14 protein-coding genes and 1 pseudogene are annotated in these 13,493 nt (G+C 60.8%); 12 read left to right on the top strand and 3 right to left on the bottom strand.

From position 1 onward, the window contains the following. Positions 1-11: 11 nt before the first annotated feature. Positions 12-470, bottom strand: coding sequence for a hypothetical protein (locus ACPDZI_RS10870; RefSeq protein ID WP_438834516.1), 459 nt, complete (start codon positions 468-470; stop codon positions 12-14). 283 nt (positions 471-753) lie between these two features. Here ACPDZI_RS10870 and ccoN point away from each other — a divergent pair, with 283 nt between their 5' ends. From ccoN to ttcA, 11 genes are all read left to right on the top strand, one after another. Continuing rightward, complete coding sequence (gene ccoN, locus ACPDZI_RS10875; RefSeq protein ID WP_016350679.1) at positions 754-2,178, top strand: cytochrome-c oxidase, cbb3-type subunit I; 1,425 nt, start codon at positions 754-756, stop codon at positions 2,176-2,178. A gap of 16 nt (positions 2,179-2,194) precedes the next feature. After that, positions 2,195-2,809 (top strand): cytochrome-c oxidase, cbb3-type subunit II, encoded by a 615-nt coding sequence (ccoO, locus tag ACPDZI_RS10880; RefSeq protein WP_005300783.1) that lies wholly within the window; start codon positions 2,195-2,197, stop codon positions 2,807-2,809. Positions 2,810-2,821: 12 nt separating this feature from the next. Then, positions 2,822-3,001 (top strand): CcoQ/FixQ family Cbb3-type cytochrome c oxidase assembly chaperone, encoded by a 180-nt coding sequence (locus tag ACPDZI_RS10885; RefSeq protein WP_005300779.1) that lies wholly within the window; start codon positions 2,822-2,824, stop codon positions 2,999-3,001. Then, entirely contained in the window at positions 3,001-3,990 is a 990-nt protein-coding gene (ccoP, locus tag ACPDZI_RS10890; protein WP_024945236.1) for a cytochrome-c oxidase, cbb3-type subunit III, read from the top strand. Before ACPDZI_RS10885 ends, ccoP begins: the two co-directional genes overlap by 1 nt. A 118-nt stretch (positions 3,991-4,108) precedes the next feature. Next, positions 4,109-4,597 carry a FixH family protein gene (locus ACPDZI_RS10895; protein ID WP_113995033.1) on the top strand — a complete coding sequence of 163 codons (489 nt, stop codon included), beginning with the start codon at positions 4,109-4,111 and terminating at the stop codon, positions 4,595-4,597. Positions 4,598-4,689: 92 nt separating this feature from the next. After that, on the top strand, positions 4,690-7,089 hold the full coding sequence (locus ACPDZI_RS10900; protein WP_438834517.1) for a heavy metal translocating P-type ATPase: 2,400 nt from the start codon (positions 4,690-4,692) through the stop codon (positions 7,087-7,089). A 127-nt stretch (positions 7,090-7,216) separates the two neighbouring features. Beyond that, entirely contained in the window at positions 7,217-7,408 is a 192-nt protein-coding gene (gene ccoS, locus ACPDZI_RS10905; RefSeq protein WP_005300771.1) for a cbb3-type cytochrome oxidase assembly protein CcoS, read from the top strand. Continuing rightward, positions 7,392-8,078 carry a sulfite exporter TauE/SafE family protein gene (locus ACPDZI_RS10910; protein WP_024945239.1) on the top strand — a complete coding sequence of 229 codons (687 nt, stop codon included), beginning with the start codon at positions 7,392-7,394 and terminating at the stop codon, positions 8,076-8,078. Before ccoS ends, ACPDZI_RS10910 begins: the two co-directional genes overlap by 17 nt. Before the next feature lie 68 nt (positions 8,079-8,146). Then, positions 8,147-8,944, top strand: coding sequence for an FNR family transcription factor (locus ACPDZI_RS10915; RefSeq protein ID WP_151298266.1), 798 nt, complete (start codon positions 8,147-8,149; stop codon positions 8,942-8,944). 90 nt (positions 8,945-9,034) lie between these two features. Beyond that, entirely contained in the window at positions 9,035-9,979 is a 945-nt protein-coding gene (gene uspE, locus ACPDZI_RS10920) for a universal stress protein UspE (protein WP_194759849.1), read from the top strand. A gap of 67 nt (positions 9,980-10,046) precedes the next feature. Further along, complete coding sequence (gene ttcA, locus ACPDZI_RS10925; RefSeq protein ID WP_438834518.1) at positions 10,047-10,955, top strand: tRNA 2-thiocytidine(32) synthetase TtcA; 909 nt, start codon at positions 10,047-10,049, stop codon at positions 10,953-10,955. Positions 10,956-11,039: 84 nt separating this feature from the next. Here ttcA and ACPDZI_RS10930 read toward each other — a convergent pair whose 3' ends face one another. Both ACPDZI_RS10930 and ACPDZI_RS10935 read right to left on the bottom strand, forming a co-directional pair. Further along, entirely contained in the window at positions 11,040-11,717 is a 678-nt protein-coding gene (locus ACPDZI_RS10930; RefSeq protein ID WP_438834519.1) for a DUF2987 domain-containing protein, read from the bottom strand. A gap of 71 nt (positions 11,718-11,788) precedes the next feature. Further along, positions 11,789-12,525, bottom strand: a pseudogene (locus ACPDZI_RS10935) (hypothetical protein). A 300-nt stretch (positions 12,526-12,825) separates the two neighbouring features. On the opposite strand from ACPDZI_RS10935, the gene ACPDZI_RS10940 reads away from it, so the two are divergent. Next, positions 12,826-13,443: a glutathione S-transferase family protein gene (locus tag ACPDZI_RS10940; RefSeq protein ID WP_438834520.1), complete on the top strand. Its 618-nt coding sequence runs from the start codon at positions 12,826-12,828 to the stop codon at positions 13,441-13,443. Positions 13,444-13,493 lie beyond the last annotated feature (50 nt).

Raw genomic sequence — 13,493 nt, forward strand, 5'->3', positions numbered from 1 at the left:
AGGCGAGGTATTTAGCGGGCGACGGAGAGCGCCAGTTGCTGGCGCTGGCCATTGCTCCACTCGATATTGAGCAGCCAGACCATCAGCGGCGTGGTGCAGGATCCCACCAGGGTAGTCCCCTGCCAGCCCTGCTCGGTGGTCTCAAAGTTGACCGGAATGGTCCCCATGAACATGTCCCGCCCCTCCAGCCACGCTTTTACCGGCGTCACGGCCGGATCGCCGCCCTGAAGCTGTATCACAAAGTCACGTTCGGCCTGCACCGGCAGCGAGGCAACACGCACGGTCAACGGCTTGTCGCCCAGCCGGGTGTTGCAGCTGGTGTGGGACAGATCACAAATCTGATCTTTTCCTGATCCCGCCATCGCCGTCTGTACGTTGCCGAACCAGGTTCGATAGGCAACCAATCCGAGCAAAATGGCCAATACGATCGCCAAATGGACAATTTTGCGTGAAGTGAGTCTCTCTTTCATGAAAAAACAGCCTTGTAAGATGCCTGAAAAATGACATTTTCGTGATCTCGCGCAAGGTAAATAATTGAACAGGCGAGACCCAACGGAGCCAAATATATCACTGTTTATACTGTTATTTTACCTGTCAGTTCAGTATCATTCCCATTGAATTTTCATTTAGCTACTTTTTGCTTTTCCTTTTATTAACAGTTGTTAACAAGAGAAAAAGCAGTAGCCAATGAAGTCGGTCCACGTCACTGGACACAAAATCAAACAACAGCAGCATCGGAAGCGGAATACAACGATGAGCCATACAACTAACCATCCTGAGTACAACTACACCGTTGTTCGCCAGTTCACCATCATGACGATTGTCTGGGGAATTGTCGGCATGTCGGTTGGCGTACTGATCGCAGCCCAGTTGATCTGGCCTGCCCTCAACTTTGATACTCCCTGGCTGACTTACAGTCGCCTTCGCCCTCTGCACACCAACGCGGTCATCTTCGCGTTTGGCTGTAGCGCCCTGATGGCGACCTCCTTCTATGTGGTGCAACGCACCTGTCAAACCCGACTGTTCGGCGGCAAACTTGCCTCCTTCGTGTTCTGGGGCTGGCAGGCGATCATCCTCTCGGCCGCCATTTCGCTGCCGCTGGGATACACCACCTCCAAGGAGTACGCAGAGCTGGAATGGCCGATTGATATCGCCATCACCATCGTCTGGGTCGCCTATGCCGTGGTCTTCTTCGGCACCCTGGTCAAGCGCACCACCTCCCACATCTATGTGGCAAACTGGTTCTTCGGTGCCTTCATCATCACGGTGGCCGTGCTGCACATCGTCAACAACATGGAAGTGCCGCTCTCCGGCATGAAGTCCTACTCCATGTACTCCGGTGCCATGGATGCCATGGTGCAGTGGTGGTATGGCCACAACGCGGTAGGTTTCCTGCTGACCGCCGGCTTCCTCGGCATGATGTATTACTTCGTGCCCAAGCAGGCGGGTCGTCCGGTCTACTCCTACCGTCTCTCCATCGTTCACTTCTGGGCGCTGATCTCCCTCTACATCTGGGCCGGTCCGCACCACCTGCACTATACCGCGCTGCCTGACTGGGCCCAGTCGCTGGGCATGGTGATGTCCCTGATCCTGTTCGTGCCCTCCTGGGGCGGCATGATCAACGGCATCATGACCCTCTCCGGTGCCTGGCACAAACTGCGTTATGACCCCATCCTGCGCTTCCTTATCGTGTCCCTGTCGTTCTACGGCATGTCCACCTTCGAAGGCCCGATGATGGCGATCAAGACCGTCAACGCCCTCTCCCACTACACCGACTGGACCATCGGTCACGTCCACTCCGGCGCACTGGGTTGGGTTGCCATGGTCTCCATCGGTGCCGTGTACCACCTGATCCCGAACTTGTTCGGCCAGGGCCGCATGTACAGCATCAAGCTCATCAACGTCCACTTCTGGCTGGCTACCGTGGGCACCGTGCTCTACATCGTCGCCATGTGGATTTCCGGGGTGATGCAGGGTCTGATGTGGCGTGCGGTCAACGACGACGGCACCCTGACCTACAGCTTCGTAGAAGCGCTGCAGGCCTCTTATCCCTTCTACTTCGTGCGCTTCCTGGGTGGCTGCTTCTTTGTCACCGGCATGTTGCTGATGGCCTACAACGCCTATCGCACCATCACTGCGCCCAAAGGTTCCTTGGAACCTGTCGCACAGCCAGCATGATTGAAGAGGTCAAAGCATGAGCAACAATAACCGTCACGAGATCTTTGAAAAGAGCGTTCCCATGCTGGTGGTCGGCATCATATTTGCCATCAGCCTGGGGGGCCTGGTCGAAATCACCCCGCTGTTCTTCCAGAAGCAGACCACTGAACCGGTCGAGGGCCTCAAGCCCTATACCGCTCTGCAGATGGAAGGGCGCGACATCTTCATCCGCGAAGGCTGCACCGTCTGCCACAGCCAGATGATCCGTCCGTTCCGCGCCGAAACCGAGCGCTACGGCCACTACTCGGTCGCCGGTGAGAGCGTGTGGGAGCACCCCTTCCTGTGGGGCTCCAAACGTACCGGTCCGGATCTGGCCCGGGTTGGCGGTCGTTATTCCGACGACTGGCACCGTGCTCACCTGATCAACCCGCGCGACGTGGTACCCGAGTCCAACATGCCCGCCTTCCCCTGGCTCGACACCAACGTGCTGACCGGTGAACTGACTGGCAAGAAGCTGGCCCTGTTCCGCGATCACTTCGGCGTACCCTACACGGATGCCGACATTCAGGGTGCCGGCGAGGCCGTGAAGGGCAAGACCGAGCTGGATGCGCTGGTAGCCTATCTGCAATCACTGGGTCATGCCCTGAAATAAAGGAGTCAGGATATGGATTACGGCACATTTCGCGGCCTGTATACCCTGCTGTTGATGGCCATCATGATCGGCATCATCGTCTGGGCCTACAGCAAACGCCGCAAGACCTCCTTCGACGAGGCTGCCAATCTGGTTTTTGCCGACGACGAGCAACCCAGTGCTGATAACAAGAACGCAGGAGCGAAACAATAATGAGCACTTTGTTTAGCATTTTTGTCACCGTCATCAGTCTGGGGACCATCCTCGGCTGCTTCTTGCTGCTGGTCTGGTGCCTGCGCGACAAGATGGGGGTGGAAGAGGGCAAGTCCATGGGACACGCCTTCGACGGCATCGAAGAGATCAACAACCCGCTGCCGAAGTGGTGGACCTACATGTTCCTCTTCTTCATCGTCACCGGTCTGGTCTATCTGGTCGCCTTCCCGGGCCTTGGCAACTTCAAGGGCGTACTGGGCTGGCAGAGCTCCAACCAGGACGTCCGCTCGCTGGCCGAGTCCAAGGCTGCGGCGGCCTCCGCCAAGGCCGAAGGGCGCGCGGTGGAGTACGATCGCGAGCTCATCAAGGCCGACGAGATCTACGGCGCCAAGTTCCGCGAGCTGGCCTATCAGGCCGATGGCAAGACCTATCGTGCCATCGAAGAGATCGCCGCCGATCCCGAAGCCCGCAAGGTGGGTCAGCGTCTGTTCCTGCAGAACTGCTCCCAGTGCCATGGCTCCGATGCCCGCGGTGGTCGCGGTTTCCCGAACCTGACCGACAGCGAATGGCAATGGGGCGGCGCGCCCGACCAGATCAAGACCACCATCATGGGTGGTCGTCAGGGCGTGATGGCTGCCTGGGGCGAGATCCTCGGCAAGGACGGAGTCAAGGAAGTGGCCTCCTACGTGCTGAGCCTCTCCGGTCGCAAGGTGGACATGGTGGAAGCCAAGAAGGGTGAAGCGCGCTTCACCATCTGCGCCGCCTGTCACGGTCCGGACGCCAAGGGCGGCATCGCCTTCGGAGCCCCGGATCTCACCAACAACACTTGGCTCTACGGCGGTTCCCGTCAGGTGGTCGAGCAGACCATCACCCACGGTCGTCACGGCGTGATGCCGGCCTGGAAGGATATTCTGGGTGAAGACAAGGTGCACCTGCTCGCCTCCTACGTTTACAGCTTGTCCCACAACGACCAGCAAAATAAGCAGTAACATGTGATAAACACGTGATTACTCAGCAAAAAGCCTCGACTCTTCGAGGCTTTTTGTTATCTTGTGTTGACTGAAATTCCTCTGTTTCGTTAATCACTGGTTTCACGGTAGTAGCACTATGTCCCAACCCTGGTATCGCCAATTCTGGCCCTGGTTCATCATCGCCCTCCCGACCGCAGCCGTGATCGGCAGCATCAGCACGGCGATCATCGCCAGCAAGGATGGCGTCAACCTAGTAGCCGAAGACTATTACAAGCAAGGCAAAGAGATTAATCAGGATCTCAGCAAGTTTGATCGCTCCGAAGCCCTCAACATCCACATCGCGCTGGAGGTCAATGGCAACGAGCTGACCCTCAAGCCGCTGTCAGGGGATATCCCGGCCGGCCAGGCGCTCTACCTCTCCCTGTTTCACCCCACCCTCGCCGGCATGGACAGCGAGCACATGGTGACCGCCGACGGCAACGGCGTCTATCGCCTGCTGCTCGACAAGCCGCTCACCGGCAAGTGGCACGTACGGGTGGATGCCTTCAACCACGAATGGCGGCTGCAAGAGACTGTCCAGCTCCCCACCAAGGCCCCCATCGAACTCGATCCCAAAGGACGCTGAGTCATGTGCCGTCCTGTTCACCATGACGCGCCGGCAGCAACCGGCGCTTCACTGTTTCTGCCGACAGGCCGGGCGGCCTGCGGCCAGCTGTCATGAGCAGCTGCTTTCACTGTGGTGAGCCGGTGCCCGCCGGCAGCCGCTATGCCCTCGAGATAAAAGGCATAGTCCAGCCCATGTGCTGCCCCGGTTGTCAGGCGGTGGCGGAAACCATTCTGGAGTGCGGCCTGGCCAGCTACTACGAGCACCGCACCGCTCCCGGCACCAAGGGCGAGCTGGTCCCCGCAGAGCTCGCCGCCCTCACCCACTATGATCTGGCCGAAGTGCAGCAGGATTTTGTCACCGACAGCGCCACCGGCAGCCACAAGGTGCGCGAGATCCAGCTGACGGTGGAAGGCCTGACCTGCGCCGCCTGTGCCTGGCTCATCGAACGCCATCTGGGCAATCTGGCCGGGCTGCACTACATCAACGTCAACACCACCACCCACCGGGCCCGCATCAAGTGGGATCCGGACCGGCTCTCGTTGAGCGACATCCTCAAGGGCTTTGCCAAGATTGGCTATCGCGCCTACCCCTTCCAGACTCACCAGCAGGAAGCGCTCTACGCCAAAGAGGTGCGCAGCTACATGTTCCGGCTGGCACTGGCGGGGCTCGGCTCCATGCAGGTGATGATGTGCGCGGTGGCGCTCTACATGGACCTCTTCATCAGTGTCGAAGAGGAGTTCATGGTCTACTTCAAGTGGATAAGTCTGCTGCTCTCCACCCCCATCATGATCTACTCGGCCCAGCCCTTCTACGTGGGCGCCTGGCGCAGCCTCAGGCAGGGACACCTCTCCATGGACGTGTCGGTGTCGCTGGCACTGATCGGTGCCTTCGTCGCCTCTATGTGGGCCACCGTGTTCAACACCGGCGAGGTCTATTACGACTCCATCACCATGTTCGTCTTCTTCCTGCTGCTGGGGCGTTTCCTCGAGCTGCGGGCCAGACGCAAGGCCTCCGAGTCGAGCTCCAACCTGGCGCGGCTGGTGCCCATCATGGCCACCCGGCTCGATGAGGATGGCGAACACGAGGTGGCCGCCAAGACGCTGCAAGTGGGCGACCGGGTGCGAGTGCTGGCGGGTGCCACCCTGCCGGCGGATGGCATCATCCTGCTTGGGCAGGCCAGCCTCAACGAATCCATGCTGACCGGCGAGCAGCTGCCACTGTTCAAACAGGCGGGAGATCCCGTCTATGCCGGCACCATCAACACCGACGCCCCCCTTGAGATCCGGGTCAGCCATCGCATCGAAGAGTCGCGCCTGGCCCAGATCATGCGGCTGCAGGATCACGCGCTGGACGACAAACCGGCCATCGCCCAGATGGCTGACGTGCTCTCCCGCCACTTCATTCTGGTGCTGCTGTTCATCGCCGCCGGGGTATGGACCTTCTGGCACTTCCATCAGCCAGAGCAGGCCTTCTGGGTCACCCTGGCGGTACTGGTGGCTACCTGCCCCTGCGCCCTGTCCCTGGCCACCCCCACCGCGCTCACCTCGGCCACCGCCCGCCTGACCCGCGCCGGCATCCTGCTGCGCCGCGGCCACGTGCTGGACGTGCTGACCCGGGCCAACCGCATCGTGATGGACAAGACCGGCACCTTGACCACGGGCAATATAAGCCTGACCAGCACGGAGGCCCTGGGTAACCTAGACGCGGCGCGCTGCCTTGCCATCGCCCGCGCTCTGGAGGCCTATTCCGAGCACCCCATCGCCCGTGCCTTTCGCAACAACGCCGCAGAGGACGCCGTGCTGCTGGCGGCCAGCAAGGTGACCCCCGTCATCGGACACGGCATCGAGGGGGTGATCGACGGTCGCCACTATCGCCTCGGCAGTCCCCGCTGGCTCGGCATCTGCGATGCCCACGAAACGCAAGCGGACGGGCTGGTCATCTATCTGGCCGACGAGGATCGGGCGCTCGCCCGTTTCCTGCTGACCGACACCCTGCGCCCCGATGCGAAGGCACTGATCCAGGCCTTCAAGGCGGCCGGCCTCAAGACCACCATCCTCACCGGCGACAGCTCGGCCCAGGCCGACGAGGTGGCCCGCGAGCTGGGGGTCGACGAACTGGTCAAGGGCGTCACGCCGGATGGCAAGCTGGCCTACCTCAAGGAGCACGAGGCCCACGGCGATATCAGCATCATGGTGGGAGATGGCATCAACGACGCCCCGGTGCTGGCCGGTGCTCACGCCTCCTTCGCCATGGCCGGCGGCACCGATCTGGCCAAGAACAGCGCCGACGCCATTTTGCTGGCCGACGATCTCTCCCGCCTGCTGGATGCCCGCGCCCTGGCGCTGCGCACCCGCAAGATCATCAAGGAGAACTTCGCCTGGTCCATCGGTTACAACCTGCTGGTGCTGCCGCTGGCGGCGAGCGGCTGGCTGCCCCCCTACGTGGCGGCGGCGGGCATGTCATTGAGCTCCCTCATCGTGGTCACCAACTCCATGCGGCTCAACCGCTGAGCCGTGGCCATAGGGACAGACAGGGTGAAGGGAGCGGGCTCCGGTCAGGCTCCCTTCACCATCGAATCGACGGGCCTGCGGCCACCAACGGGTGTACCATGACCCTTTTCATTGCAAGGCTTGCTGCATGAACATCATCTTCGTCCTCATCCCCATCGCCATCCTCTTCGTCATCATCGCCGGCGCCGTCTTCTTCTGGGCCATTCGCTCCGAGCAGTTTGAAGATCTCGACCGCCAGGGTTCCAATATCCTGTTCGACGAAGAGCAACCCGCCCCCAAACATGCCGAACACGAGCACAAAGATGACGGCCACCCTTGATCTGCTGGGCGCCCTGCTGGTGGGACTGGCTGGCGCCGGCCACTGCATCGGCATGTGCGGCGGTGTCTCCGCCGCCCTCTCCATGGCCATTCCTGCCGAGAAGCAGCACTTCTGGGGGCGGCTCGGTTATCTGCTCAACTACAACCTCGGCCGGATCCTCAGCTATGTGATTGCCGGCGCCTTGGTCGGGGGACTGCTGGCCACTACCAGTGAGCTCGGCGCGGGCAAGCACGCCATCGCCGGCTTGCGGCTGGTGGCGGCCTTCCTGATGATTGCCCTCGGGCTCTATCTCGCCGGCTGGTGGCAGGGGGTGTTGCTGCTCGAGCGCATTGGCGCCAGGTTGTGGCCCCGTCTCAAGCCGCTGGCGGGCAAGTTTATCCCCTTCACCTCGGCCTGGCAGGCACTGCCGTTTGGCATGGTATGGGGCTGGCTCCCCTGCGGGCTGGTCTACTCCATGTTGACCTGGAGTGCAGCCGCGGGATCGGCTGGCGGCGGAGCGCTGATCATGCTCTTTTTCGGCCTCGGCACCCTGCCGACCCTGTTTGCGCTGGGGGGGCTGGCAGATCGGCTGCGCTACTGGCTGACCCTGCGCAGTTTGCGCCTTGGTGGGGCCCTGCTGCTCATCGCATACGGGCTGCATACCCTCTGGATCGGGATTGCGTCCTTTTGAAACCCTATCCAAAACGGATGAGTTGATGGTAAACTTGTTTGATATAAATCAATTATTCGTATGAGCCTATGATCCCGGAAAAGAAACCTGGCAGACGTATTCAGAGCGGTGGCTGTGCAATTCATTGCCAGGATTGCAGCATCAGCCAGCTCTGCATTCCCTTCACTCTGAACGACAATGAGCTCGATCAGCTGGACAGCATCATCGAGCGCAAGAAGCCGATCCAGAAGGGTGAAGAGTTGTTCAAGGCCGGCGATGAACTTAAATCGCTCTACGCCATCCGTTCCGGGACCATCAAGTCATACACAATCACCGAGCAGGGTGACGAGCAGATCACTGCCTTCCACCTGGCTGGCGATCTGGTTGGCTTTGACGCCATCCACAAACAGGCTCACCCCTCCTTCGCCCAGGCGCTGGAAACCGCCATGGTGTGCGAGATCCCGTTCGACGTGCTCGACGATCTCTCCGGCAAGATGCCGAAGCTGCGCCAGCAGATCATGCGGCTGATGAGCAACGAGATCATGGGCGACCAGGAAATGATCCTGCTGCTCTCCAAGAAGAATGCCGAAGAGCGCCTCGCCGCCTTCCTGCACAACCTGTCGGTGCGCTTCTCCGAGCGTGGTTTCTCCGCCAAGGAGTTCCGCCTCTCCATGACCCGCGGTGACATCGGCAACTACCTCGGCCTCACCGTCGAGACCATCAGCCGTCTGCTGGGCCGCTTCCAGAAGTCCGGTCTCATCAGCGTCAAGGGCAAATACATTACCGTACTGGATCACGTCGCTCTTGGCGTCATGGCCGGTGCAACCCGCCCCCCTGCGGTTAAGCTTCCTCTCTCTGGTGCCGGATCGGTTTACCCCGAAATTTGATCCGGCACACGTCCCCCTTCTCCTCCTGAGCTAAGCTGTAATGGCTAAAGGTCTGCCATCATTGGTATTTTTGCCAAGGAGGAGGAGAACATGGTCAAGTACCGGAAAATTCTGGTGGTCATCAACCCGGAAGAAGAGCGGCAAATCGCCCTCGAACGTGCGGTCAAGGTAGCCGAGCTGGATGAAGGCGCCCAGCTGACCCTGTTGCTCACCATTTACGATTTCTCGTATGAAATGACCGCCATGCTGTCGGTGGATGAGCGGGAAGAGATGCGCCACGGGGTGATTGCCCAGCGCCGCGAATGGCTCGACGACATTCTCAAACCCTACCGCGCCCGTGGACTGGATTGCGAGATCAAGGTGGTCTGGCACAACCGTCCCTTCGAATGCATCATTCAGGAAGTGCTGGAGCAGCGCCACGATCTGGTGGTCAAGGCCACTCACCACCACTCCTTCCTGCAAACCTTCATCTTCACCCCCACCGACTGGCATCTGCTGCGCAAGTGCCCCTGCCCGGTGCTGCTGGTGAAAGAGGGTCATTGGCAGCGAGGTGGCAACATCATCGCCGCCATCAATTGCTCCAGCGACGATCAGGATCAGAAGCTGCTCAACGAGCGGATCACCGAAGAGGGGAGCGCCATCGCCGAGCTGCTCGGCTCCAACCTCTATCTGGTCAACACCTACCCGGGCACCCCGGTCAACGTGGCCATCGAGCTGCCGGAGTTTGACCCCAACGCCTACAACGACGCCATTCGCAAACACCACGAGAGCCTGCTGCTGAGCCACGCCGACAAATACGGCATCGGCCATCTCTGGACCCGGGTGGCGGAAGGCCTGCCCGAAGAGGTGCTGCCCGATCTCGCCGGCGAGCTGCAGGCCACCCTGATGATCATGGGGTGCGTCGGTCGCACCGGGCTCTCCGCCGCCCTGCTCGGCAACACCGCCGAACACGTGGTGGATCGCCTCGCCTGCGACATGCTGATCCTCAAGCCCGCCGATTACAGCTGCCCGGTCGATAGCCGCCGTCCAGCATAAGCCTTTCTTGCCCTCCCCCGGGACATGGCTATAATAAGCCGCTTATTTTTGTCCCGGGTTTCAGGTCATGCTAGAAGAGCTTAACGCCAAAGAAAAATACAGTTTCAACAAACTGCAGAAGCGCCTGCGGCGCAACGTAGGTCAGGCCATCGCCGATTTCAACATGATTGAAGAGGGTGACAAGGTCATGGTGTGCCTGTCCGGCGGCAAGGACAGCTTCGCCATGCTCGACATTCTGATGAGCCTGAAGGCCAGCGCCCCCATCCACTTCGATCTGGTGGCGGTCAACCTGGATCAGAAGCAGCCCGGCTTCCCCGAGCACGTGCTGCCCGAATACCTGACCACCCTCGACATCGACTTCAAGATCGTCGAAGAAGATACCTACGCCATCGTCAAGGAGAAGGTACCGGAGGGCAAGACCACCTGCGCACTCTGCTCCCGTCTGCGCCGCGGCATTCTCTACCGCACCGCCCAGGAGCTGGGCTGCACCAAGATTGCCCTTGGCCACCACCGCGATGACATCCTCGAGACCCTGTTCCTCAACATGTTCTACGGCGGCAAGCTCAAGTCCATGCCGCCCAAGCTGGTGAGCGATGATGGCAAGAACGTGGTGATCCGCCCGCTCGCCTACTGCAAGGAGAAGGACCTGGTGCGCTATGCCGAGGTCAAGGCCTTCCCCATCATCCCGTGCAACCTGTGCGGCTCTCAGGAGAACCTGCAGCGCCAGGCCATCAAGCAGATGATGCAGGAGTGGGATCGCCGCTTCCCGGGTCGTCTCGAGACCATGTTCACCGCCATTCAGGACGTGATCCCGAGCCACCTGCTCGATCACAAGCTGTTTGACTTCAAGAGCATCAACCGCGACTCCGGCATCATCGACGGCGGCGACAAGGCGTTTGATCCGCCCGAGCTGCCCAAGGCGCCGCTGCTGGACATCGACGAGATGGACATGCTGGACGTCATTGAGGTGCGCTAAGCCCACCTCAGCCATAAAAAAGGAGCGCCTGGCGCTCCTTTTTCATTTTTATGTCGGCCACCCTGGGTAACGGCTCAAGATGGGCTAACCCTTGTGCAGCCAGGGAGTCAACCGCAGGATCTCCCCCTGCAGCTGCAGCTTGCCCTCGGCAAACTCCGCCAGCTGGGCGTTGCTCAGCAGCAGTTGCCCCTCCTGCCAGGGCAGCGGCAGCTGGCGAGCACCGTCGATGAGGTAGGCGGTGCCGCTTGGCTGCACCAGGCTGACCCTCACCCCCGTCATCTCGGGCAGGAAATATTTGCCGACCATGCCGGCCAGCTTTTCCAGCAGGCTCTGCATGTCGTGCTGGCGCCCCGTCAGCTCGCTCACCTTGAGCTCCCACCGACGGTCTGCCGGCGGCGGCACGTCCGCCATCACCTGCACCGACAGATCGCAGGCCTCATGGGGCTCGGTGAGCCCCACCACCACGGTCGCCTTGTCGAGATTCAGATCGTCGTCATAGGGCAGCCGCAATTCGCTGTCGACAGTCACCTCGGCTGCCACGTCCCGATCCAGGGTCGAGACCCGGGCCGAGGTGAGCAGGCAGCGCCGGCCATTTTGCTGATCGGTCAGATAAAAACCCAGCCTGGCGTGACCAAACTCCCCTTTGGCGAAGGTCTTCATCTGGCTGTAGAAGGTGCCGTACTGCAGCTCAAGGGAGGGCTGCGCCACTGCCAGCATGGGCGCCATCAGCAGCGCGGCCGCCATCCCGTATCGATTGTTCATATGCCATCCTTTTGCATCACGCATCTACACGCGCCGCTATCTGTTGCTGTTGTCTGACGCTCTGCATGCCGTCAGGCGTTGAAATGATCGGGGCCCTGGCTCACCTCGGTCACTTCGACCGCCACCCCGCACAGATCCCGGTAGAGGATCCCCTTGCAGTTGAAATAGAGCGGTGCCACCCAGATAAGTCCCAGCCCCATGGGGATCAGCGCCAGGAAGAACAGCGCCATCATGACCCCATGCAGCAGCACTATGCTGGGCCAGCCGCGGGCAAACAGGCGCAGGGAGACCAGGATGGCCTGCACCGGCGACAGGCCGCGCTCCAGCACCAGCGGCACGGTAAACACCAGCCCCATGCCGATCAGGGCCGACGGAATGAAGGCCAGCATCACCGGCAGACCCAGCAGTTCGAACAGCGGACCGAACAGGCTGGTGATGAGGCTGCCGAGCAGGCTCAGGCTGCCAAGGCGCAGGAAGTGGCGAAAGAAGTCAAATACCTGGCTCGGGCGGGCACGCACCCCCACCGACTGCTGCAAGCCCAGCATGTCAAGGGAGGAGGTCATCGGCGACATAATGATGGTGATGAGCAGGCTCAGCACCAGGGCCACGTCCATCCCCCTTCTTGATTGACGTAGGGGGCAAGCAGGGTGTTGCTCAACAGCATCCAGATGGCCGTCACCCCGACGATGGCCAGCAGCAGGCCGAATCCGGTGCGCCGCGTCTGTTGCCAGCTCTCCTGCAATACCCCCTTGAGGTCGAGACGATATCCCTGGCTCAGGGACTGTTCGAGGGAGCCACCTATCCGCATTTTGTTACTCAATTGACTATCCAACATCCGAAAAACTGCTATTCAGGGAGCACATTATAGCGATTTGACCCGGCATGCGTAGCCGTTTTTCCTGTTATCTGCCGTTCAGAAACTCATTGATTTCACAGGGAGCTGTGGCGTTTTTCCAGACAAAGCCGGGTTCCCCGGCCCACTCGCCCACCTGACTCGCAATACCCGCTTGGTTCCCCTGACGTATGGGGGTAGGATGCCCAAAGCGCCGCCAGCTAGCTCATTGGGCGGCGGATTTCATGCACCCTCGTTCGATAAAGGATATCGACCATGTCAGAACTGACCCTCTACCTCACCCCCGGCACCTGTGCCATGGCGGTTCGTATCGCCCTGGTGGAGGCTGGCGCACCTCACCAAATAAAGCGCGTGGACTTCGCCAGCGGCGAGCAGCGCTCCCCCGCCTACCTCGCCATCAATCCCAAAGGCCGAGTGCCGGCGCTGGTGACCGAGCGCGGCGTGCTCACCGAAACCCCGGCCTTGCTGCTCTATGTGGCGCAGCGCTTCCCGGATGCCAAACTCGCCCCCCTCAATGATCCTTTCCTGCTGGCCCGCATGCAGGAGGTCAACAGCTTCCTCGCCTCTACTGTGCACGTCGCCCATGCCCATAGCCGGCGTGCGGCCCGCTGGGCCGATGATGAGCAGGCCATCGCCGCCATGCAGGCCAAGGTGCCGCGCAACATGCGCGATGGCTTCTCCCAAATAGAAGACCACTATCTCGCCGGTCCCTGGGTGCTGGGAGAGTGTTTCAGCCTGGCCGACATCTACCTGTTCGTGGTGGCGAGCTGGCTCAAGAGTGACGGGATCGCCATCGACGAGTTCCCCAGGGTGGCCGCCCACACGGCGCGGGTGCTGGCCCGTCCCGCAGTACAACAGGCGCTGATCGTTTAATCCCTTGCGGGCCAGCGCTCTGCTGGCCCCATTTGTACTTTATGTTTGCC

It is taken from the genome of Aeromonas oralensis (assembly GCF_049665575.1).
GTDB classification, from domain to species: domain Bacteria; phylum Pseudomonadota; class Gammaproteobacteria; order Enterobacterales; family Aeromonadaceae; genus Aeromonas; species Aeromonas hydrophila.

Bases quoted from the DNA above. Each gene is read 5' to 3' on its own strand.
- ACPDZI_RS10870 (WP_438834516.1), bottom strand. From the start codon at position 470: ATGAAAGAGAGACTCACTTCACGCAAAATTGTCCATTTGGCGATCGTA.
- ccoN (WP_016350679.1), top strand. From the start codon at position 754: ATGAGCCATACAACTAACCATCCTGAGTACAACTACACCGTTGTTCGC.
- ccoO (WP_005300783.1), top strand. From the start codon at position 2,195: ATGAGCAACAATAACCGTCACGAGATCTTTGAAAAGAGCGTTCCCATG.
- ACPDZI_RS10885 (WP_005300779.1), top strand. From the start codon at position 2,822: ATGGATTACGGCACATTTCGCGGCCTGTATACCCTGCTGTTGATGGCC.
- ccoP (WP_024945236.1), top strand. From the start codon at position 3,001: ATGAGCACTTTGTTTAGCATTTTTGTCACCGTCATCAGTCTGGGGACC.
- ACPDZI_RS10895 (WP_113995033.1), top strand. From the start codon at position 4,109: ATGTCCCAACCCTGGTATCGCCAATTCTGGCCCTGGTTCATCATCGCC.
- ACPDZI_RS10900 (WP_438834517.1), top strand. From the start codon at position 4,690: ATGAGCAGCTGCTTTCACTGTGGTGAGCCGGTGCCCGCCGGCAGCCGC.
- ccoS (WP_005300771.1), top strand. From the start codon at position 7,217: ATGAACATCATCTTCGTCCTCATCCCCATCGCCATCCTCTTCGTCATC.
- ACPDZI_RS10910 (WP_024945239.1), top strand. From the start codon at position 7,392: ATGACGGCCACCCTTGATCTGCTGGGCGCCCTGCTGGTGGGACTGGCT.
- ACPDZI_RS10915 (WP_151298266.1), top strand. From the start codon at position 8,147: ATGATCCCGGAAAAGAAACCTGGCAGACGTATTCAGAGCGGTGGCTGT.
- uspE (WP_194759849.1), top strand. From the start codon at position 9,035: ATGGTCAAGTACCGGAAAATTCTGGTGGTCATCAACCCGGAAGAAGAG.
- ttcA (WP_438834518.1), top strand. From the start codon at position 10,047: ATGCTAGAAGAGCTTAACGCCAAAGAAAAATACAGTTTCAACAAACTG.
- ACPDZI_RS10930 (WP_438834519.1), bottom strand. From the start codon at position 11,717: ATGAACAATCGATACGGGATGGCGGCCGCGCTGCTGATGGCGCCCATG.
- ACPDZI_RS10940 (WP_438834520.1), top strand. From the start codon at position 12,826: ATGTCAGAACTGACCCTCTACCTCACCCCCGGCACCTGTGCCATGGCG.